Source organism: Enterococcus sp. DIV1537a (assembly GCF_051712085.1).
Classification (GTDB): domain Bacteria; phylum Bacillota; class Bacilli; order Lactobacillales; family Enterococcaceae; genus Enterococcus; species Enterococcus faecalis.
The window spans coordinates 1,470,360-1,490,506 of record NZ_JBIOOE010000001.1 but is presented as its reverse complement, the minus strand read 5'-3'; the positions used below and the strand labels follow the sequence as shown (position 1 = coordinate 1,490,506).

24 protein-coding genes are annotated in these 20,147 nt (G+C 36.5%); 17 read left to right on the top strand and 7 right to left on the bottom strand.

All coding sequences use genetic code 11. The features are described from left to right. The first annotated feature begins 12 nt into the window (after positions 1-12). The 3 genes from IGJ41_RS07425 to IGJ41_RS07415 all read left to right on the top strand — a co-directional run bounded on the left by IGJ41_RS07425 (position 13) and on the right by IGJ41_RS07415 (position 3,462). Positions 13-480: a LapA family protein gene (locus IGJ41_RS07425; protein WP_002357439.1), complete on the top strand. Its 468-nt coding sequence runs from the start codon at positions 13-15 to the stop codon at positions 478-480. 154 nt (positions 481-634) lie between these two features. Continuing rightward, positions 635-2,947: a single-stranded-DNA-specific exonuclease RecJ gene (gene recJ, locus IGJ41_RS07420; protein ID WP_010710304.1), complete on the top strand. Its 2,313-nt coding sequence runs from the start codon at positions 635-637 to the stop codon at positions 2,945-2,947. Positions 2,948-2,949: 2 nt separating this feature from the next. Next, positions 2,950-3,462: an adenine phosphoribosyltransferase gene (locus tag IGJ41_RS07415; protein WP_002357441.1), complete on the top strand. Its 513-nt coding sequence runs from the start codon at positions 2,950-2,952 to the stop codon at positions 3,460-3,462. A 105-nt stretch (positions 3,463-3,567) separates the two neighbouring features. On the opposite strand, the gene IGJ41_RS07410 is transcribed toward IGJ41_RS07415, so the two are convergent. Together IGJ41_RS07410 and trhA are read right to left on the bottom strand one after the other, a co-directional pair. After that, positions 3,568-3,765 (bottom strand): hypothetical protein, encoded by a 198-nt coding sequence (locus tag IGJ41_RS07410; RefSeq protein WP_002360203.1) that lies wholly within the window; start codon positions 3,763-3,765, stop codon positions 3,568-3,570. Between the two features lie 193 nt (positions 3,766-3,958). Further along, positions 3,959-4,612 (bottom strand): PAQR family membrane homeostasis protein TrhA, encoded by a 654-nt coding sequence (gene trhA / locus IGJ41_RS07405; protein ID WP_002357443.1) that lies wholly within the window; start codon positions 4,610-4,612, stop codon positions 3,959-3,961. A 131-nt stretch (positions 4,613-4,743) separates the two neighbouring features. Here trhA and IGJ41_RS07400 point away from each other — a divergent pair, with 131 nt between their 5' ends. The 12 genes from IGJ41_RS07400 to IGJ41_RS07345 all read left to right on the top strand — a co-directional run bounded on the left by IGJ41_RS07400 (position 4,744) and on the right by IGJ41_RS07345 (position 13,984). Beyond that, a complete protein-coding gene (locus IGJ41_RS07400; protein ID WP_002357444.1) occupies positions 4,744-5,586 on the top strand; it encodes a DegV family protein in 843 nt (280 codons plus the stop codon). 103 nt (positions 5,587-5,689) lie between these two features. Further along, positions 5,690-6,589 (top strand): SGNH/GDSL hydrolase family protein, encoded by a 900-nt coding sequence (locus IGJ41_RS07395; RefSeq protein ID WP_162783129.1) that lies wholly within the window; start codon positions 5,690-5,692, stop codon positions 6,587-6,589. Continuing rightward, entirely contained in the window at positions 6,582-7,235 is a 654-nt protein-coding gene (locus IGJ41_RS07390; RefSeq protein ID WP_002381864.1) for a YpmS family protein, read from the top strand. The genes IGJ41_RS07395 and IGJ41_RS07390 overlap by 8 nt, the downstream gene beginning before the upstream one ends. A gap of 16 nt (positions 7,236-7,251) precedes the next feature. Beyond that, positions 7,252-7,767, top strand: coding sequence for a peptide-methionine (S)-S-oxide reductase MsrA (gene msrA / locus IGJ41_RS07385; protein WP_002357448.1), 516 nt, complete (start codon positions 7,252-7,254; stop codon positions 7,765-7,767). A gap of 5 nt (positions 7,768-7,772) precedes the next feature. Further along, on the top strand, positions 7,773-7,991 hold the full coding sequence (locus tag IGJ41_RS07380) for a YozE family protein (protein ID WP_002357449.1): 219 nt from the start codon (positions 7,773-7,775) through the stop codon (positions 7,989-7,991). Between the two features lie 230 nt (positions 7,992-8,221). Continuing rightward, positions 8,222-9,664 carry a S41 family peptidase gene (locus IGJ41_RS07375; protein ID WP_002361887.1) on the top strand — a complete coding sequence of 481 codons (1,443 nt, stop codon included), beginning with the start codon at positions 8,222-8,224 and terminating at the stop codon, positions 9,662-9,664. A gap of 18 nt (positions 9,665-9,682) precedes the next feature. Next, positions 9,683-10,237: a signal peptidase I gene (lepB, locus tag IGJ41_RS07370; protein ID WP_002382369.1), complete on the top strand. Its 555-nt coding sequence runs from the start codon at positions 9,683-9,685 to the stop codon at positions 10,235-10,237. A 114-nt stretch (positions 10,238-10,351) separates the two neighbouring features. Beyond that, positions 10,352-10,801, top strand: a complete 450-nt coding sequence (locus tag IGJ41_RS07365) for a hypothetical protein (protein WP_173963502.1) — start codon at positions 10,352-10,354, stop codon at positions 10,799-10,801. A 148-nt stretch (positions 10,802-10,949) separates the two neighbouring features. Next, positions 10,950-11,318, top strand: a complete 369-nt coding sequence (locus IGJ41_RS07360) for a GntR family transcriptional regulator (RefSeq protein WP_002357453.1) — start codon at positions 10,950-10,952, stop codon at positions 11,316-11,318. Beyond that, positions 11,315-12,169: an ATP-binding cassette domain-containing protein gene (locus tag IGJ41_RS07355; protein ID WP_002360208.1), complete on the top strand. Its 855-nt coding sequence runs from the start codon at positions 11,315-11,317 to the stop codon at positions 12,167-12,169. Before IGJ41_RS07360 ends, IGJ41_RS07355 begins: the two co-directional genes overlap by 4 nt. A 1-nt stretch (position 12,170) precedes the next feature. Beyond that, positions 12,171-12,902, top strand: coding sequence for a hypothetical protein (locus IGJ41_RS07350; protein WP_010826101.1), 732 nt, complete (start codon positions 12,171-12,173; stop codon positions 12,900-12,902). A 113-nt stretch (positions 12,903-13,015) separates the two neighbouring features. After that, positions 13,016-13,984 (top strand): NADP-dependent oxidoreductase, encoded by a 969-nt coding sequence (locus tag IGJ41_RS07345; protein WP_025190916.1) that lies wholly within the window; start codon positions 13,016-13,018, stop codon positions 13,982-13,984. A gap of 78 nt (positions 13,985-14,062) precedes the next feature. Here IGJ41_RS07345 and IGJ41_RS07340 read toward each other — a convergent pair whose 3' ends face one another. The 4 genes from IGJ41_RS07340 to IGJ41_RS07325 all read right to left on the bottom strand — a co-directional run bounded on the left by IGJ41_RS07340 (position 14,063) and on the right by IGJ41_RS07325 (position 17,002). Further along, positions 14,063-14,665 carry an alpha/beta hydrolase gene (locus IGJ41_RS07340; RefSeq protein WP_002374756.1) on the bottom strand — a complete coding sequence of 201 codons (603 nt, stop codon included), beginning with the start codon at positions 14,663-14,665 and terminating at the stop codon, positions 14,063-14,065. 12 nt (positions 14,666-14,677) lie between these two features. Continuing rightward, positions 14,678-15,640 (bottom strand): ring-cleaving dioxygenase, encoded by a 963-nt coding sequence (locus IGJ41_RS07335; RefSeq protein ID WP_002381868.1) that lies wholly within the window; start codon positions 15,638-15,640, stop codon positions 14,678-14,680. 10 nt (positions 15,641-15,650) lie between these two features. Beyond that, positions 15,651-16,079, bottom strand: a complete 429-nt coding sequence (locus tag IGJ41_RS07330; RefSeq protein WP_033594768.1) for a MarR family winged helix-turn-helix transcriptional regulator — start codon at positions 16,077-16,079, stop codon at positions 15,651-15,653. A 128-nt stretch (positions 16,080-16,207) separates the two neighbouring features. Further along, positions 16,208-17,002 carry an SDR family NAD(P)-dependent oxidoreductase gene (locus IGJ41_RS07325; RefSeq protein WP_033594766.1) on the bottom strand — a complete coding sequence of 265 codons (795 nt, stop codon included), beginning with the start codon at positions 17,000-17,002 and terminating at the stop codon, positions 16,208-16,210. Positions 17,003-17,198: 196 nt separating this feature from the next. Here IGJ41_RS07325 and IGJ41_RS07320 point away from each other — a divergent pair, with 196 nt between their 5' ends. Beyond that, positions 17,199-17,951: a DUF7006 family protein gene (locus IGJ41_RS07320; protein WP_002385886.1), complete on the top strand. Its 753-nt coding sequence runs from the start codon at positions 17,199-17,201 to the stop codon at positions 17,949-17,951. Between the two features lie 104 nt (positions 17,952-18,055). Beyond that, on the top strand, positions 18,056-18,778 hold the full coding sequence (locus IGJ41_RS07315; RefSeq protein WP_085443108.1) for a TraX family protein: 723 nt from the start codon (positions 18,056-18,058) through the stop codon (positions 18,776-18,778). A gap of 57 nt (positions 18,779-18,835) precedes the next feature. Here IGJ41_RS07315 and IGJ41_RS07310 read toward each other — a convergent pair whose 3' ends face one another. Further along, positions 18,836-19,870 (bottom strand): YdcF family protein, encoded by a 1,035-nt coding sequence (locus IGJ41_RS07310; protein WP_153853760.1) that lies wholly within the window; start codon positions 19,868-19,870, stop codon positions 18,836-18,838. Positions 19,871-20,147: the final 277 nt, after the last annotated feature.

Sequence of the window (20,147 nt, the reverse complement as noted above, 5' to 3'; positions counted from 1 at the left end):
GTCGATCAAGTCATGAAAAATCAATGGCGTGTTATTTTGGGCCTTGTGTTGGTCTTAATTGTTGTTATTTTTGCTGTTTTAAATAATCAAGCTGTTCCAGTAAACTTTGGTTTTACTAAAATTAGTGGACCGTTAATCTTAATTATTTTAGGTTCTGCAATTATTGGCGCACTAGTTGGGTTACTAACCTCCACAACCACTATTTGGAACCAACGTAAAGAATTAAAAGCTGTACAAAAAGAGTTGGATATTTATAAAAATGATATGGATAAATTAGTCAAAGAAGAAACGGAAAAAGTTCAACGTTCATTTGATAATCAATTGGCTGATTTGCAAGCCAAACAAGCGGCAGCACCACAAGTCGCAGAACCAGTGGTCAACGAACAAACATCAAACACAGAAGTAGACGCAACGCCTGTGTCAGGTAGTCGTATTGATCGTTATGTGAAACCTCGTGTGAATGAAGAGGAACAAAAATAAGGAAGAGACTTTATCGCTAAGTTTCTTTTAAAATAAAACTGTGATATCTGCTATTTATCTAACAGATATCACAGTTTTTTTCTCAGATTTAAAAAAATGCTTTCTTTAGTTTTTGGAAAAATTTTGCTATAATTACTTGGTTAGGAGTGACGTCGTGAAAAAATCAAACTATCAATGGCAGTTACAGACAAAGACAGAATTACCTGTAGAATTTATAGAACAATTAAAAAAAGAAGAAATTAATCCATTAATTGGCCAACTTTTATGGCACCGCAATATCCGGACAGAAGAAGCATTACGTAAGTTTCTACATCCGACTATCGAAGATATTTATGATCCGTTCTTAATGCATGATATGGAGAAAGCGGTAGCCCGCATCCAGCAAGCCGTCGAAGCGGGTGAACAAATCCTTGTCTATGGGGATTATGATGCAGATGGCATCACTAGTACCACGGTTATGAAAGAAGCAATCGAATTAGTCGGTGGCATGGTTCAGTACTTTCTACCGAATCGTTTTGTTCATGGATATGGACCTAATAAAGACGTATTTGCTGAACAAATTGAACAAGGAGTCCAATTAATTGTAACCGTTGATAATGGTGTAGCCGGACATGAAGCAATTAACTACGCTATGGCACAAGGAGTAGATGTAATCGTTACTGACCATCATGAATTGCCTGAACAATTACCAGGAGCCTATGCGATTGTCCACCCTAGACATCCGCAAGGAGACTATCCTTTTGGAGATTTAGCTGGTGTCGGCGTGGCTTTCAAAGTCGCTACTGCGTTACTTGGTGAATTGCCAATTGAGTTATTAGATTTGGTAGCAATTGGGACAATTGCTGACTTGGTTTCATTAACCGATGAAAATAGAACGTTTGTCAAAATGGGCCTTCAAATGATTCAAACTGGTGATCGAATTGGCTTAGACGTTTTACTACAAGAAGCGGGTGTGAAAAAGGAAGCTGTTTCAGAAGAATCAATTGGCTTTACCATCGGACCTCGTTTAAATGCGTTAGGTCGATTAGGGGAAGCCGCACCAGGTGTTGAATTAATGACTACATTTGATGAAGAGCAAGCGCTGGAAATCGCTAAATATATTGATCAACAAAACAATGAACGAAAAGACATTGTAACGACGATTGCCAAAGAAGCGCTGGATTTAATCGACCCGAATGCGCCGGTCCATATTTTAGCGAAACAAGGCTGGCATGAAGGCGTCTTGGGGATTGTCGCGGGCCGCATTATGCAAGAAACGGGGAAACCAACCATTATTTTAGCAATAGATGAATCTGGTACGACCGCTAAAGGCTCTGGACGTAGCATTAGCGCATTGAATCTCTATGAGGCGTTGAACGAAGTGCGTGAGCAATTCACTCATTTTGGTGGGCATCATATGGCAGCGGGAATGACTTTACCTGTTGAAAATATTCCTTTTGTTCAAGAACATTTGGCACACTTTATTGAAAAAAATCAAATTGATATGGCTAATGGACAAGAGTTGCTCATTAGTGAGAGCTTAGCGGTTTCGCAGGCAACGACTACTTTTATTGATCAATTGCGTATTTTGGCGCCTTTTGGGACTGATAATACTGTTCCAACTTTTGTATTTAAGGAAATCACGCCTACGCAAATTCGGCAAATTGGTGCAGATAATGCACATCTGAAATTTCAAATGAATCAAGAAGGGGCACAATTGGATGCAATTGCTTTTCAAATGGGGCCTCAAGCGGATGAACTAGCACAAGGAACCGCCGATGTGGCAGGCCAACTTTCCATCAATGAATGGAATGGTCGTAAGAAACCACAATTAATGGTGACTGATTTTGCTGTATCGGGAAGACAATTATTTGATTTTCGTGGCAAAAATAATCAAACGAAACCAATTCCTTCAGAAGCAACAGCTTATCTTTTGTTTGATGAAAAAAATCAAAAATTTATTTCAGATCCAACCGCTAATATTATTGTTTGGTCAAACCAAGAAGAATTGGTGGAAGCTGTTTCTCAAAATCAAATCGAACAACTGGTTTTTGTCGACTGTCCTGTGGAAGCAATCACGGTTAAAGAAATTGTTGAAGCGACTGAGATACAACGTATATACATGATGTTTATTTCACCAGAAGAAGCTTATTTAAACGGTATGGCTTCACGTGAACAATTTGCAACATTGTATAAATTTATTTTGCAGCAAAAAGAAGTAAATCTACGTTCCCAGCTATCGAAGGTGGCAAATTACTTAAATATCCAAGAAAAATTATTAATTTTCATGATACAGGTGTTTTTTGACTTAGGATTTGTTACAATAGAAAGCGGTGTTTTAAACAGTATTGAGAAACCCGACAATCGACCATTGACTGAAAGTCAAGTGTACCAACAACGATTGAAAAAAATAAAAACAGAAGAATTTCTACTTTACAGTGATTGTCAAACAATACAACAATGGCTGTGGAATGAGGAGGACAAATAAAAATGGATTTAAGAGATTACATTGCAAGCATTCCAGATTATCCTGAGAAAGGGATCGTGTTCCGTGACATTTCTCCATTAATGGCTAATGGGGATGCATACCGTGAAGCAACGAAACAAATCGTGGATTACGCGAAAGAAAAAAGAATTGATATGGTTGTAGGACCGGAAGCTCGTGGCTTTATTGTTGGCTGTCCAGTGGCTTATGAATTAGGGGTTGGCTTTGCTCCGGTTCGTAAAAAAGGAAAACTTCCTCGTGAAACCATCGAAGTGACTTATGACTTAGAATATGGTTCAGATACATTGACGTTGCACAAAGATGCCATCACACCAGGTCAACGTGTTTTGATTTGTGATGACTTGTTAGCAACTGGTGGTACAATTAAAGCAACCATCGAATTAGTCGAACAATTAGGTGGTATTGTGGTTGGTTGTGCGTTCCTAATTGAATTAATGGATTTACATGGCCGCGATAAAATTGATGGCTACGATATTGTTACCTTAATGGAATACTAATCTAATTTAATTAGAAAGAGCGAAGGATTTAATCCTTCGCTCTTTCTTTGACATATTTATAAAAACGGAGCGTAGCTTGGGGGGAACACACCGTTTTATTATTTATTAAGGGAACTTACGATAAACGTATCTTGCTTGCTGTTGTTTACGTGTACGTGTATAACGCTTCTCATCCCATGACATAAACCAAAGAATAAATAACGGCGTCACGATCATAAAAGCAAGACGTAATCCTAATGTTCCCAAAAAAATACCTATAACCAATACAAAAAATAAAAATCCAACACGACGAATTGCTTCCATGTGTATCACCTCTTCATTTGATTCGAACGAGTGTTCGTATTGTTATTATACGAATGTATGTTCGTTTTGTAAAGTCTTTTCTACTAATTTATGTTAAAATAATTCGAAAAGAAGAATAATCCTTTATAATAAAGAGATTTAGGGCAATAAAAGAACACGATGCTTTGAGCATCGTGTTCTTATTGTGCTGTGGTTACGTATAAAAGAGAACAGAAAAATACATGAGGATCGCTGCAAGCATGACGAACAAATGCCAAACTACATGCATAAACCGCACATTTTTCAATGAATAGAAGGCTGCACCTAATGTGTAAGACACGCCTCCTGCGACCAATAACGCTGTTCCTGTAAATCCAAGAGATTCATATAACGGACGAGCAGCGATGATACAGAGCCAACCTAAAACAATATAAATAATCGTTGAAATGTTTTTCACTGTTTCTTGTTTATGCAACGTGAGGGATTTATAGACAATACCGACGATGGCGATTAACCAGACTAAACTAAATAAGGTCCAACCTAACCAACCGCCAATACTAATTAAGCAAAAAGGCGTATAGCTGCCAGCAATCAATAAGAAAATAGAACTATGATCGAAGACCTGAAAGACCTTTTTGGCTCTTGTAAAAATTAAACTATGAAATAACGTTGAAGATAAAAAAAGTAGAATCAACATGGAGCCATAAATAGCATAAGATACCACGTGAATTGGTGAACCTAAACGAGCTCCTTTAACAAGTAAAATGACTAAGCCAGCAATACTTAAACCTGCGCCTATGCCATGTGTAACTGCATTTAAGACTTCGTTCACGATTAGGTATTTTTTTGAGAAATGCGTTTTTTCCAATAAATTCACTTCCTTTATTTTAATTTGATGAAAAATTCGGCAGTGTCTGTTATACTATAACTAGATAATTAACCGTTTAATGGTATTCTACCATGAAAACAGGTTCCTTTTAAAGAAAGAGTGATAAATTTATGACAAACGTTAAAATCGTAACGGATTCTTCATGTACGATGGAAAAAAGTCTTAGAGATGAATTAAATATCCATATGATGCCTTTATCAATTATGGTTGATGGCGTTGTTTATCCAGATGATGATCATTTGCCAGGCGAAAAATTTATGGACATGATGGCTAATGCGAAGGCCTTACCCAAAACCAGTCAACCACCAATTGGTGAATTTGTAGAATTATATGATCGCTTAGGTGAAGATGGCAGTGAAGTAATTTCGATTCACATGACAAAAGGCTTAAGTGGAACGGTTGAAGCGGCCCGTCAAGCTAGCAACTTATCATCAAGTAAAGTAACGGTGATTGATAGCGATTTTACAGACCAAGGTTTGTCTTTCCAAGTCATTCAAGCAGCAAAATTGGCACAAGCGGGAGCGGGTGTTCCAGAAATTTTAGCTGAAATTGAACGCGTCAAACAAAATACTAAATTATACATTGGCATTTCAACATTAGATAATTTGGTTAAAGGTGGACGAATCAGCCGTACAACAGGATTATTATCAAACATTTTTAATATGAAAGTTGTCATGGACTTTGAAAATACGGAATTGATTCCTGTAGCGAAAGGCCGAGGCGTTAAAACGTTTAATAAATGGTTTGACGAATTGAAATCAGAATTAAGTAAGATTCCAAATGTTCGACAAATTGGCATTTCTCATGCGGATGGGCTAGAACTAGCAAATGGATTCAAAGAAGGATTACAAGCAATCTTTAAAGACATGGATATTCCCGTATTACATACGAATCCAGTCATTGCAACACATACAGGAAAAAATGCCTTTGCTATTATGTACTATACAGACTAAGAAATAACGAGGTTGGGTCTCACTCTTAAATGAGTAGACGCAACCTCTTTCTAACAAGAAAAGGAAAATTTCTTGTTAGTTTATTTAAAAGGAAGTGACGAAGATGAAAAAACAAACACAGCATATTTTGCTGACCGTCTTAACACCTATCCTCATTGCGCTAGGTGTTTTTACATTGTTAAGTGTGGCCATCCCCAAAGCAAAACCACTATTAAAGCAAGAGAAAGTGGCCACAACTGCTCAAAAAAATCAAAAAGAAGTCATTCATTATACAGCAATTGGTGATTCTTTAACTGAAGGAATTGGCGATTTGACGAATAGTGGAGGTTTTGTTCCTATTGTGGCGGATGATTTAAAAGAACACTACAACTTGAACGGTGTTCAAACAGACAATTTTGGGAAAAATGGGGATCGTAGTGATCAAATTTTAAAACGAATCAAAGAGAAACCTGAAATTCAAAAGGGCCTTGCCTCTGCGGACGTGATTACGCTAACGGTTGGTGGAAATGACTTAATGAAAGTAATTAGTAGTAATATTTTCGACTTGAAAGTCAGCTCGTTCAATCGTCCACAAAAAGCCTATCAACGCCGAGTAAGACGACTACTTGAAGAAATCCGAGAGTACAACAAGAAGGCCCCTATTTATGTCTTAGGAATTTACAATCCCTTCTACTTAAACTTTTCCGAAATTACAGAAATGCAAGAAATCGTTGATAACTGGAATCAAGCAACCGAAGAAATGGTTCAAGAGCAAAAACGAGCCTATTTCATTCCTATCAATGATTTACTCTATAAAGGTCGTGGCGATGAAGTTGGCGTAACTGGTGGCGACTCAGAAACTACAGGAAGTAGTGCTAGCAAAGAGGATTTAAACAATTTGTTATATGAAGAAGATCGCTTCCATCCGAATAATCTTGGCTACCAAATTATGGCCGGAGCTGTCCGGGATGAAATGGTCAAGACTGAGAAAGAATGGATAACCAAATCAGAAGGTAGTGAATAAAATGAATGAAGAAAAGCCAAAAACAAGTAAATCAATTAAAAAGACACAACCAACCAATCTTAAACGAAATCCCTGGAAAATCGCTTTTCTTATTCTAGTGGGTTTAGTCATTGGTAGTGTAGCTTTCGTGACATTTCGAGCAACACAAGTTCGCGAACCAGATTTAAAGAAAATACCAGCAATTGTTGAAAAAGAAGGCGAGCCAGTCGTCACCATTCAGTCAAAAAAACAACAAGTGAACAAACTGATTGACTTTTATTTAGCTGACTTTCAAAAAGGTTCGGAGATCAAATATAAATTTTATTTAGAAAATGATGCTTTATTAAATGGAACATTTCAGGTGTTAGGGCATGACATTCCTTTTTACTTATATTTTGATCCTTACGTGATGGCGAATGGCAATGTACAATTAAAAGCAAAAAGTTTATCTATAGGAACGCTAGGCTTGCCAATTAAAGAAGTATTGAAATTTGCTAAACGTTCTTACAAACTACCTAAATGGGTTGAAATCAATCCAGATGATCAAACTGTTTTATTACGTTTAGATCAGTTTAGAATGCAAAATGGTCTATTTGTTCGAGCAGAAAAGATTAATTTAGTTGACGATGACATTCGGATGAATATATACTTGCCAAAAGAGAAATAAAAAAGGAGTGTTAGAGATGGAAGAAAAAGCAATTTTTGCAGGCGGCTGTTTCTGGTGTATGGTGCAGCCTTTTGATACACAACCAGGGATTATCTCAGTTGTTTCGGGTTATACAGGTGGGCACGTGCCTAATCCAACATATGAACAGGTTCTAACACACACAACAGGCCATACGGAAGCAGTAGAAATCACTTTTGATCCAGCGATTATTTCTTACGAACAATTAGTGGATATTTATTGGCAACAAACGGATCCTACTGATGCTTTCGGTCAGTTTCAAGACCGCGGCGATAATTATCGGCCAGTTATTTTTTATCGTTCTCAAGAACAAAAAGAAATTGCTGAGAAAAGTAAAGAACGTCTAGCTAATAGTGGACGTTTTACAGAACCAATTGTTACCACCATCGAACCAGCAGCACCATTTTATCCTGCTGAAGAATACCATCAAGACTTTTATAAAAAAGACGCTTTGCGTTATGGATTGTCCCATCAACGTAGAAGTGAATTTATTGAAGAAAAATGGAGTGACTAATTTACATGAGACGAAGCTTTTACCATTACTTAATGACATTAAAAGGTCCGGCTAAAGATCCTGAAACTGATTTTGCCAATGAAGCGGCCAAAGATATTCAGTTTCCAAAACAAACCGAGGATTATCATGAACTTTCTTCTTATTTAGAAATGAATGCTGACTATTTAAGCAACATGGACATCTTTGATGAGTTATGGGAAAAGTACCTTGAAAACAATAAATAAATCCAGAGCGTGGGACAAAAATCACTTTGGATTTTTGCTCCACGCTCAAAAACTGATAAACGGCGGGAACAGAAGCAACTCCTTCGGAAATAAGCCGGAATTCTCCAAAAATTAAAGAACAATTTTTGGAAATTCCTTCTTATTTCTCGGAGTTAAACGCTTCTGTCCCGACCTCTTTTTTCATTCATGTTATAGTAAACAAAAGTAGTGACGAATTTGTTAGAAATGAGATGAAATCTATGAAGAACAAACGAACTGTTCCTTTTTATCAATATATTATTTCGCTCCTCTGTGTCGCATTTTTAGCTGGAGGAAGTAGTTATATTTATTTTGATCATCGTGTTAAAAAGATGAGTCAAGAAGGGGCAATTACCAATGCTGATTTAAGCAAAGTGCAGGATTTATATAATGAAATTAGTACCAATTATGTAGGTGAAGTAGATAAAAATGAATTAGTTGAAGGCGCCTTAAAAGGCATGTCTGAAGCCATTGGAGACCCATACTCAACTTATCTAAATGAATCTGCTGCCAATGATTTAAACGAAAGCTTATCTGGTGATTTTGAAGGAATTGGTGCCACTATGACAATGAAAGATGGCGAACCAGTTGTAGCAGAGGCCCCTGTAGCAGATTCCCCAGCTGAAAAAGCGGGAATCAAAGAAGGCGATATTATTGAAAAGGTTGATGGTACAGCTACAAAAGGGATGAAACTAGCAGAAGTCGTCTCAAAAGTCCGAGGTAAAAAAGGAACTTCCGTTGAATTGACTATCCAAAGAGAGGGAGAAACTAAAAATATCTCAATCAAACGTGGGAAAATTCCCGTTAAAACAGTGACTGGTGAGTTAGACAAAAAAGATGCACAAATTGGCTCGATTAAAATTACGTCCTTTGGTAAAAAAACATATCAAGAATTGAAAGAAACAATCACGAATTTACGAGACAAAGGAGCTAAATCCTTTGTAATTGATGTACGCCAAAATCCTGGTGGACTGCTAGATCAAGCAGAGCGAATGGCCAGTATGTTTTTAAAAAATGGCGAAACAATTGTTCAATTTGAAGACAAAAAAGGACGTACGATGAAAGAAGTTGCTTCCAAAGAATTAGACGACGGCTTTAAAGTAAAAGAACCTGTTGCAGTTATCATTGATGGCAATAGTGCCAGTGCATCCGAAATTTTTGCTGCAGCACTGCATGAATCTGCGAATGTCCCATTAATTGGAACGAAAACATTTGGCAAAGGAACGGTCCAAACGGTGAAGGATTTAAATGACCAAACCGAAATAAAATTGACTGTTTTAAAATGGTTAACACCAAAAGGCGAATGGATCAACGAAAAAGGAATTGAACCAACCATCAAAGCTGATTACCCAGAGTATGCCTATTTAAAATTGATTCCTCGCGATAAAACGCTAAAAGAAGGAGATCAATCTGAAGATATTCAGAACTTAAATGCTATTTTAGCTGTATTAGCGTATCCTGTTGATGAAAACAATGCAAACTACACCGCAGAAACAAAAGCAGCGGTTAGCGATCTTCAACAGAAAAATGGCTTGCCTGTAACTGGAGAAATCGACAATGAAACAGCCACAAAAATTGAAGCCACTTTAGGTAAATTAATTCTTGAAAATGACGCTGCCTACGATACAGCAGTCAAAGAAATTCAAAAAAATTAGAAAAAAGGTGGCACGAAGTTGAAGAAGAAACGTGATTATGTTGGGTATTTAATGTACTTTCTGAAAATTTTAGTACCAGCAATCGTAGCCGTTTTTATTTTAAGAGGATTTTTCCTGATTCCTGTTCGGGTGGATGGCCATTCTATGCAAAAAACCTTGAATCAAGGAGATATGATTGTGATGGAAAAATTCTCCGCCATTAAACGGTTTGATGTGGTGGTCTTTAAAACAGACACAGGATCGATTCTGATTAAACGTGTGATTGGTTTACCAGGGGAAGCTGTGCGTTACGAAAACGATCAATTATATGTCAATAATCAGCCAATCGCTGAACCGTATTTAACTAAAAACAGAAAAAAAGATCATGAAACGATGCCTTACACTACGAATTTTGATTCAAAAGAATTGTTAATGCAAGAAAAGTTACCTAAAGATAGCTATTTTGTGCTTGGTGATAATCGCCGTATGTCCAAAGACAGCCGTTCTTTTGGTGCAATACATGCAGATCAAATCTTAGGGAAAGCACAATTTGTTTATTACCCACTCACTCATATGAAGATCATTCCTAAATAAGTAAGACCACTAGTTCGTTTATTTAAATAACGACTAGTGGTCTTTTCTAATCTGAAAAATTGTTCTCTTAGCTGAAAAATGTTAAGGTTAAAGTAATGATAGATGTAGGAGGTCATGCAAATGATTAGAAAAACAATTTTAGCAAGTTCTATCTTAGGCGTTGGGTTGCTAATTGGTGCATGTGGGAATCAAACCCAAACTCAAATGAATTCAACCAATACCAGTGAATCATCACAGCCTAAAGTAACTGAATCAAGTCGCAAGTCATCTGAAAGTGTGTCTAATAACGAAGGTGTATCAAGCGATTCTAATAAACCCACAAGTTCCACTACAGAATCAGAAATCTTAAAAGGTCTGGCGGAAGAAAAAACGCTAAAAGAAAAAATCCCGTCCTTAAATCAAACAACGATTAAGAAAGTCACTGATAATGAGTATAAACGCATTCTTGTGATGGAAGAAAAGGCTACAGGAACGACCTATAAAAGTATTTTGATAAAAAAACAAAATCGCTTAAAAATTGTCAACGAAACAACCGATGAATTGTTATACAATGGAACCCTATAAGAACGAAACCATTCAATAAACTCAAAAGTATAGCCATTGTTTTCAAAGAAAAATTTCTTTGGAAACAATGGTTTTTTTATTGACAAAAGAATTTCTAGGATATATAGTTAGTTACATAAGTAGTTAACCGTTTAAGTGAGGTGTAAAAATGGAATTTAATTTTTCGGGGGAAAAGCCTTTATTTCAGCAAGTAGCCGATCAGATTGCCGAAGGAATTTTTAATGGCGCTTACTTAGAAGGCGAACAAATTCCCTCAACCACAGAAATATCAAAAAGTTATCAAATCAATCCAGCCACCGTTTTAAAAGGAATGAATTTATTAGTAGAACGACAGCTGATTGAAAAGAAACGGGGGATTGGCATGTTTGTTTTACCAGGCGCTCAAGAGAGAGTAAGAAGTGCACGGAAAGAAGAATTTTTAAATAAAGAAGTCTTAGAAGTTGTCGCAGAAGCAAAAAAATTAGGGATTACAGCTGAACAATTAAAACAACTAATTGAAAGAGGGTATGACGCATGAGTTTGCGGGTGGAATCAGTAAGCAAAAAATATCATCAAAAAAAAGCACTAGATAATATTTCAATTACTTTTGAAAAAGAAACGATTTATGGGCTCTTAGGCAGAAACGGGGCTGGTAAAAGTACGTTATTAAATATCATTAATAATCGAAGTTTTGCCACTTCAGGTTCCGTTCAATTGGCGGGAGAAACAGTGACCGATAATGAGACTGCTTTGAATCATATTTACTTAATGAGTGAAGATAATTTATTTCCTCCTCAGTTAAAAATTAAAGATATTTTTAAAACGACTGAAGGTTTTTATGGATCCTTTGACTGGTCTTTAGCCGAACAAATGTTAAGCGATTTTGGTTTAGATGGTAAAAAGACATTCAAAAAATTATCAACTGGTTATCGGAGTATTGCTAAACTAATAGTGGCGCTATCCGTCCCCTGTGAGTATATTTTTTTAGATGAGCCAGTCTTAGGTTTAGACGCCAATCATCGGGAATTATTTTATACTTATTTAATTGAGACATACCAAGAACGTCCCCGTACGTTTGTGATTTCCACCCATTTGATTGAAGAAATTGCGAATTTATTAGAAGATATTATCATCATTGATCAAGGAAAATTGATTCGCGCAGAATCTATTGAAACAATTTTGAAAAACGGTCGCATTGTTTCTGGGCCGAAAGAACAAGTAGAGCGCTATACTCAGTCATTGGAAATCTTAGGCATGGATACTTTAGGTGGGGCAGTTACGGCTTACGTGTACGGCGACTTGCCGACTGAAAAAGCAGAGGTTCAAATTGCGCCGCTAAATTTACAAACATATTTTGTGCAATTAACCAATAGAAAGAAGGAAAAGTAAAATGAAATTTAAAACAGCTTTGCAGTATCGTGTTATTTATCAAGTCCGTTCTTTAGCAATTTATTTTGGCTTTTATGCTTTGTTCGGCATTCTTTTTCCTCTTATTGGCTTGCTCTTTTCTAACGACGTAAATACTGTCAGCTCTGATGCAGTAATTCCTTGTCTGGTTTTTATGGGGATACTATCATTTTTAGGGGTAAACACAGATTTTAAACTGTTTATTCAAAACGGGCTTTCCCGCTGGACGATTTTTTTGGTGAATTTTGTAAGTAATGCTATTTTATCTTTGGTTGGATCCTTCGTTGTACTTGTACTGATTAAAGTATTTAGCGGCAATTTCATTTCTCATTTTCAATTATCAATGAAATTAATTGATGTCTATGCGCAAGGAAACTTTTTCATGTCGTGGTTGCTCTTTTTTATCTTACTAATGCTTAGCGGCTCACTTGGTTTGTTAGCAGGTGTCTTTAATGATCGGATAGATGGCGTAAAAAAACTCATTGTTTTATTGCTGTTATTAATGATTCCTATTTTACTGGGCACGATTGCACAATTAGGGGGGGCACCAATGCGCCTGAGAATGCTCCACGTCTTGCAAACAATGGTGGGTTATCAATCCACTGGTTTTACTGTCCTGCCACTTCTTCTGACAATCAGTTGCTTTGTGGGCATTAATCTTGGTTTGACCTATTTATTGAATAAACATCGTGAAATTAAACGCGTAAATGCATAACTAATTAAATTAAAACAGATTGCGATTAATAATGAATACACTTTCTCTCAATTTAACTAAAGCATATTCTTATATAAAAAGAAGGCAATAGGCGTATACTAAAAGTGTGAAAAATGAAACAAATGAGAGGAAGTTGGTATATGAAAGCTGTTGTGATTAATCAGTACGGAAGTAAAGAGGTACTTGAAGAAGCAGAAGTAACACTGCCGAAATTATCGGAACATCAAGTGTTGGTAAAGGAATACGCGACATCAATTAATCCGATTGATTGGAAATTGCGTGAAGGATATTTAAAACAGATGTTTGATTGGTCCTTTCCGATTATTCTTGGTTGGGATGTCGCTGGTGTGATTACAGAGGTGGGGAGTCAAGTAACGGATTGGCAAGTTGGCGATAAAGTTTTTGCTCGTCCTGAAACTACTCGTTTTGGCACTTATGCAGAAGTAACGATTGTGGATGATTATTTATTAGCAAAAATCCCTGAAACAATTAGCTTTGAAGAAGCTGCTGCCGTTCCGTTGGCTGGTTTAACCGCTTGGCAAGCATTGTTTGATCATGGTCACCTTAAAGAAGGAGAAACTGTTTTAATTCATGCTGGTGCAGGTGGGGTTGGTACTTATGCGATTCAACTAGCAAAAGAAGCGGGCGCACATGTCATCACGACCGCTAGCGCAAAAAATCATGCCTTACTGAAAAAAATTGGTGCAGATGAAGTGATTGATTATCATACAACGAATTTTGCAGAGGTATTAACTGATGTTGATTTGGTTTTTGATACAATGGGTGGTGAGGTTCAAAAAAATAGTTTTGACGTCTTAAAACCAAACACAGGTCGTCTTGTTTCAATTGTGGGCATTGAAGATAAACAATTGGCAGCCGAAAAAAATATTTCTGCTGAAAGTATTTGGCTTCAACCAAATGGAGAACAATTACAAAAAATTGCTGATTTGATGGCAGCTGGAAAAGTGAAATCAATTATTGGTGAAGTTTTCCCTTTTTCTAGACAAGGGATTTATGATGCACATGCACTCAGTGAAACGCACCATGCAGTTGGTAAAATAGTTGTTCAAATGGCAGAATAAAAAGAAGCTCAGACAGTGAATTATCTTAAAATAGAAAAAGTGGGTCCTAAGTCATTTCGACTTAGGACCCATTTTTTGTTAAGAGGACAGATGTGCCAACCAAGTTTGTGTTTCCTTAATTTCTTGATAAGTTAATTGATGACTTTGTGTCCAAACCTCTTGTACGGTTGCTCCATGATTCTGAAATAATTGAATCACACGCATACTTTCAGGAAGTGGGACAATCGGGTCATGCTCTCCTAGAGATAATAAAACAGAAGTGGCGGTCAAGTCTGGTTGATTGGTCAATTCAACAGGAAACATGGGATGATAGAGGACAGCTTGATGGTAGCTGCCGGGATGAGTAAGCAATAATTGAATAGCGATATTGGCCCCATTTGAATAGCCAATAAAAATAATTTTATCCAATGAAAATTGATGCTCGTTAGCGGCTTGTTGAATAAACTTATGAAGCGCCTCACCGCGTTTTTCTAGATCTTCTAAGTCATAATGACCTTCCGCTAGGCGCTTAAAATAACGATTCATTCCATTTTCTGAAACATCACCACGAATACTTAGTACAGTAGCTTGTTTATTTAGTTCTTGGGCAATTGGTAGGAGAGATGTTTCATCACCACCTGTACCGTGAAGTAGCACAAAGACAGGTGCTTCAGGATGTCCTTTTTTAAAAATTGAATGCATGTTTTTTCCTCCTTAGGCTCGTTTTGTATTGAAAGGCTTGATAACACTCTCAATATACTCACGACGGTTTTCTAAAAATGGCGCAAGAGATAACTTTTCTCCTAATGTTTCGTAAGGTTCATCCCCCATAAATCCTGGTTCATCGGTGGCTAATTCGACTAAAATATGCCCAATACGAACATACAATGATTCAAAGTAATAACGATCGACATAGCCAGAGTTTTGTAATCCTAAATGATCAAAGAGCGCTTGCCAAGTCCCAAGTGATTTGCGATCCGCTAAGCGGAATGCAACGTGATGTACTTCACCATATCCTTGTTGTGCTTGTGAGCTAGTATCATCGTCTACCAAAACGACTTGGGCACCATTGCCACCTTGGCCAACTTCAAGTAAATAGCGATTGCCTTCTTGTGCCACTACGTGAAAGCCTAGAATTTCTTCAAAGACTTCTTTGAATTCATGAAAATAGGAAATAGCTATTTCGACAGGTCCTAATCCATAAATCGCAAATTCTGTTGGAACAGGTCCTTTTTTCCAAGGGGTGCCCGCTGCAACACCCTGATTTAATTCATCAGAGATTAATTGATACGCTTGATCATCAAAATCCCAAAAGCGAAGGACCTTTTTCCCGAATTCTTCAGAAATACCTGTGTGTTTGACCGCAAATTCATTGAAGCGATTTTCATAATAAGTCAAAGCTGCATCTGAAGGAACCCGGAACCCTGTTCTTGAAATTGTATTGGTTCCTTTTAATCCTTTAGGGTTATTGGGAAAATCGAAAAAGGTCATGGTTGTACCTGGTGTACCCAAATCATCAGCAAAATAGGTATGGTAAGTATAGATATCATCTTGATTTACTGTTTTTTTGACTAAACGCATCCCTAAAACATCCGTAAAGAAGTGATAGTTTTTTTCTGCATCACTTGTCATAGCTGTAACGTGGTGGATTCCTAATAATTGATCTTCTTTTTTCATCATTATTTCCTCATTTCGTTTCATTTGTTATTTTTCGTAAAGTTTTTTGAAGAAGTGTTAATTCTTCGGAAGAGAGTTGTTCAAATGCTTCTGCAATTCGCTTTGCATGCGTCGGGAAAATTTCTTCAATTAATGTTTTTCCAGCTTCTGTTAATTCGACGTAAGTAATGCGTCGGTCTTTTTCACTGGGGGTGCGCGTTACATAGCCTTTTTTATGTAATTGGTCAATAACATAAGTGGTGCTACTGCTAGCAATTAAAATTTTCTCCTTAATTTTTTGGATGGTCTGAGGACCTTTATGGAGTAACAGCTCTAATACTGAAAATTCTGTAATGTTTAAGTCATAACAAGTAACATCTTGCTTGGCAAGTTGCTCTAGTTGATGGCTGGTTCTTAATAAACCGATATAGGCTTTTAAAGCTTCTTGCTGTTGGCTCATTGTTTCACCTCTTTTTATTTCGAATTCGAGATAAATATAACTTACTTTTGGTAAGTAATCAATTAATATGCTTAAAAAGACAGCCAGCAAAAAATGTGAATTTTTGCTGGCTGTCTTTTTTGTTTAATTTAGAAGATCGTTGGAACTAAGCCGCCATCGATTCTTAAGGCTTCGCCTGAGAATGAAGAAGAATCCGGGCTGGCCACAAAGGTAACAAAACGACCAATTTCTTCTGGTCGAATGAGCCGTTGGATTTGTGAACGAGAACGATGATTTTTCATGAAATCTTTTTCCCAATCCTCTTTGGGAATGTCTGAACCAGCGTACATATCTTCCAACATTTTTTCTACACCTTCGGTAAGGGTTGAGCCAGGCATAACCGTGTTAACGGTGACATGTGTGCCGACAGTTAAGTTGGATAAACTTTTAGCTAAGGAAAGATTCATCGTTTTTGTCATGCTATATTGGGGCATTTCGCCAGAAGGCATCACTGCTTCTTCGCTAGCGATGAAAATAATGCGACCAAAATCTTGTGCAAGCATTTTAGGTAGATAAGCTTTTGCTAATGCATTGCCTGACAACACGTTCACAGTAAAAAATTTTTCCCAAGTGGCGTCATCGATGTCCCAGTATTCCATTGGTTCAAAAATCCCCATATTATTCACTAAAATGTCGACTTTAGGGAATTTTTCAAGTAAAGTAGTTCGTTGACTTTCAATGGAAATATCGGCAGTTCCTGCTTGAGGATGAGTGTCTGGAAACATTGTTTGTATTTCTTCAACAACTTTGATTACTTCGGCTTCATTGCGCCCATTGATAATGACATCGGTCCCTTCACGAGCCATTTCAATCGCAATTGCTTTGCCAATTCCTTTGGTTGAACCAGTAATTAATGCTAATTTATTCGTTAAGTGTAAATCCATTTAAATCCCTCCAACGTTTGTCTATCTCTAGTGTAGGTCTTTTTCTGGACTTTTAAAAGGAAAAAGTTTTTTCGGCCCGCGGGAAACAAGCCCCAATAATTACTTAACAGCTGAATTTTCACTTTTTGGGCGTAAAACGAGTAATTATTGTCAGTAAAAAAGCGTCACTTTTTTGATAGAATAACTAGAGACGAAATTGGCTAAGACCAATTTTGTAAAATTGTACATAAAAAAGAAGAGTGGGAATGCTATGAAGAAACAATATTACTGGAATATACCCGATAACTTACTAAACTCGTTAAAACAGCGGAAAAAGTTATACAACTTTTATAAAAATGAACAAAATAAGGCAAGAGAATTAGTAGAAAATTGTCAGTCGGTTCTTTTTCCTGAATTAGTCGCTTCGCTGAATAAAATAGATGAGCGGATTAAATTATTGATATTCTATCAAAATTTAGAAGATTGTGAGCTTTCAGAAGAAGAAATTATTACTGTGATTGAGCGAGAATATTTTGTGACTTTTTATGAAACAATTGAAGAACCGACCACTGAAATTATTAGTAGTCATTCTATGTATTATTTATTGCAACAGCCGACTAAAGAAATGCTTTGGGATTTAGACTTTAGTAACATGTTAAAACAAGGTCAGTTAGTTGATTTAATGGATTACCAAAAATTGACCAAATGTTATCAAAAGCTGCAGAATCAAGCTAAAAATTTGATTGAAAAATTAAATAAAGAAACATTTTACACATTTTATAGTCAACTTTTATTGATTGATTGCCAATGTAAATTATTAATAGAAGAGGCGCTTCTAAAAGAAGAATCATTGATGACGGTCGATGAATGCTTAATAGCCATTAAGCAAGAAATTCGAAAAATTCATTTTGAACAATTTAAATACCAACATTATTTATTTGAAGATTTATCTTTGCGGTACCAAGTTTAACGAAAGTGACAAAAAGAATGGTTGAATCTAACAAGAATGTTCGTTGTTTTCTGTTATATAAAAAGATATGATAGTTTCTGTAGAAAAAATAAAGGAGACGATTCATGAACGCAAATCGCTTAAAGTTATTGATGATGGGGTTAATGGTTCTTGACCATATTAGTTATTTTGTTCCGCCAGAATGGGCACTGATTTTTCATGTAATTACTCGTTGTGTCGGTGTGTTTTTTGGTTACATGGCTGTAGAAGGGTTCAACTATACACGGAATGTTTATCGTTACAATGGTCGTTTGTATATTTGGGCAGCAATCATGTTTGTTGGAAATACGCTGCTAAATCATTTAGTGAATAATCCAGCTGTCGCTGTTCACAACAATATTTTCTTCACCTTAGCCCTTGGTGTCAGTATGTTAATTGTGACAAAAGCGATGCTAGAGATGCCAAAAATCAGTTTAAAAATTGTTTTATTGATTAGTATATTAGCCATTTTAGGAATAGGAGCAATGTTTGCTGAAGGTGGCGTTGTGATGTTACCTTTTATGTTGATTACGTATCTTGCCAGAAAGAGACTTGTCTTACGGAACTGTTTATATGGTGCATTAGCGCTCTTTTTCTTAGTTACAAGTTTTCAATGGTTGGGAGATTGGCCAACGACAATTGAAATGTTAGCTTATAATTCTGATTTTATGTTTATCACTGTGTTACCCTTTATATCGCTTTACAATGGTGAGAGAGGGAGCAAAGCACCGTTTTTCAAATATTTATTTTACGGATTCTATCCGCTTCATTTATGGCTGATTGCATTGATAGCCAATTACGTTCATTAAATTTTTTATAATAAAAGAATAAAAACAGCGACTCACCAAAATGTGAGCCGCTGTTTTTTAGATAGGTAAGCTACTGATCCCTAAAAGAAGAGTGACAAGTAGAAAAACAAAAAACATAATTCGCTTATCATGAACCAGTAAGGCAATGTATTCTCGGATTAGAGCAGTTGGTAAAAAATATAAGGCAGTTGGTGCTCCAACACCTTCAGCTTTTAAGCCGACACGATGGGCATACATGGCTCCTCGTAAGACATGATAGTTATTTGTTGAAAAAATAACAGAGGGTTGTTTAGAATCAGACGGCATCTTTTGCCAATCCGCCTGAATGATTGCTTTAGAAAACAACATATTTTCATAAGTGGTTGTGGATTGGTCCTCCATCAAAATTGCTTCCGCAGGAATATTTTGTGAAAGCAAATATTTTTTCATTGCGAAAGCTTCGGCCACAGGTTCGTCAGGACCTTGACCACCGCTGACTACAAATTTAGCGGTGGGATTTTTTTCATAATATTCAATCCCTTTATCTAACCGACTCTTCAAAAGTGGAGGCACTTCCTCGCTACGAATTCCCGAACCTAAAACAATGATATAATCAACCGCTTTTTTTAAAGGAATCATTTGGTACATCCATGAATACAAGACGTAAGCAGCAAATAGAAAGGTCAGTAAAAGATCCATTAACAATAGAAAAAGTAAGAACAGAAAAAGCACATAAGGTATTTGCGCTGTGCCAACTGATAATAAATATAGAAAGGCGGGTAAAGCAATTAATAAGTTCAGCCCTAGGCCAGCAGACAATTTAGCCGTGACACTTTTGCCTTCTTTCGTTTGCATCGTACGTGAGTTAAAAATAAAGTAAAGGCAAATGCCGATAAACACAGCGGGAATTAATAGATAAGCAATCGCCAAGGTAATTAGGTCGCCATTCTTAAAATGTAAATAAATTTTGTCTAGTCCGATAAATAGTAAGGTGACTAATGACAATAAGGTGCCAGAAGCCAGAGTGATACCGCCGAGGATACTGCGGTTATTAATTTTTAATATACCAAATCCTAGTAGGGCGATAAACAAAAAGAATAGTAGTAGTGCCATTTAATTCCTCCTAAAAATAAGTATCTAAAGTATAACATGCTTTAGGATCTGACATAAATAAACAGCTGTGCCGAAGCATAAGTTTTCCTTTCATTCTAAGAAAAGAAGTTTTTTCATGAAAAGTAAATTAGATAACAATTGTTTAGAGAAAGAAAAGCTTGATTTACTAAGCTTTTCCTTCTCTATAAAAAATATTAATAAGGGCATAAAAATTAACAATTTGTATGCGCTTACATACTGAGGTAGATTTAAAGTGTAAAGAAGAAAAATGAGGTGA

What these genes read in the sequence shown, in the direction of transcription:
- IGJ41_RS07425 (WP_002357439.1), top strand. Translation starts at nt 13, where the DNA reads ATGAAAAATCAATGGCGTGTTATTTTGGGCCTTGTGTTGGTCTTAATT.
- IGJ41_RS07415 (WP_002357441.1), top strand. Translation starts at nt 2,950, where the DNA reads ATGGATTTAAGAGATTACATTGCAAGCATTCCAGATTATCCTGAGAAA.
- IGJ41_RS07410 (WP_002360203.1), bottom strand. Translation starts at nt 3,765, where the DNA reads ATGGAAGCAATTCGTCGTGTTGGATTTTTATTTTTTGTATTGGTTATA.
- IGJ41_RS07400 (WP_002357444.1), top strand. Translation starts at nt 4,744, where the DNA reads ATGACAAACGTTAAAATCGTAACGGATTCTTCATGTACGATGGAAAAA.
- IGJ41_RS07395 (WP_162783129.1), top strand. Translation starts at nt 5,690, where the DNA reads ATGAAAAAACAAACACAGCATATTTTGCTGACCGTCTTAACACCTATC.
- msrA (WP_002357448.1), top strand. Translation starts at nt 7,252, where the DNA reads ATGGAAGAAAAAGCAATTTTTGCAGGCGGCTGTTTCTGGTGTATGGTG.
- IGJ41_RS07380 (WP_002357449.1), top strand. Translation starts at nt 7,773, where the DNA reads ATGAGACGAAGCTTTTACCATTACTTAATGACATTAAAAGGTCCGGCT.
- IGJ41_RS07375 (WP_002361887.1), top strand. Translation starts at nt 8,222, where the DNA reads ATGAAATCTATGAAGAACAAACGAACTGTTCCTTTTTATCAATATATT.
- IGJ41_RS07365 (WP_173963502.1), top strand. Translation starts at nt 10,352, where the DNA reads ATGCAAATGATTAGAAAAACAATTTTAGCAAGTTCTATCTTAGGCGTT.
- IGJ41_RS07360 (WP_002357453.1), top strand. Translation starts at nt 10,950, where the DNA reads ATGGAATTTAATTTTTCGGGGGAAAAGCCTTTATTTCAGCAAGTAGCC.
- IGJ41_RS07355 (WP_002360208.1), top strand. Translation starts at nt 11,315, where the DNA reads ATGAGTTTGCGGGTGGAATCAGTAAGCAAAAAATATCATCAAAAAAAA.
- IGJ41_RS07350 (WP_010826101.1), top strand. Translation starts at nt 12,171, where the DNA reads ATGAAATTTAAAACAGCTTTGCAGTATCGTGTTATTTATCAAGTCCGT.
- IGJ41_RS07345 (WP_025190916.1), top strand. Translation starts at nt 13,016, where the DNA reads ATGAAACAAATGAGAGGAAGTTGGTATATGAAAGCTGTTGTGATTAAT.
- IGJ41_RS07340 (WP_002374756.1), bottom strand. Translation starts at nt 14,665, where the DNA reads ATGCATTCAATTTTTAAAAAAGGACATCCTGAAGCACCTGTCTTTGTG.
- IGJ41_RS07335 (WP_002381868.1), bottom strand. Translation starts at nt 15,640, where the DNA reads ATGAAAAAAGAAGATCAATTATTAGGAATCCACCACGTTACAGCTATG.
- IGJ41_RS07330 (WP_033594768.1), bottom strand. Translation starts at nt 16,079, where the DNA reads ATGAGCCAACAGCAAGAAGCTTTAAAAGCCTATATCGGTTTATTAAGA.
- IGJ41_RS07325 (WP_033594766.1), bottom strand. Translation starts at nt 17,002, where the DNA reads ATGGATTTACACTTAACGAATAAATTAGCATTAATTACTGGTTCAACC.
- IGJ41_RS07315 (WP_085443108.1), top strand. Translation starts at nt 18,056, where the DNA reads ATGAACGCAAATCGCTTAAAGTTATTGATGATGGGGTTAATGGTTCTT.
- IGJ41_RS07310 (WP_153853760.1), bottom strand. Translation starts at nt 19,870, where the DNA reads ATGGCACTACTACTATTCTTTTTGTTTATCGCCCTACTAGGATTTGGT.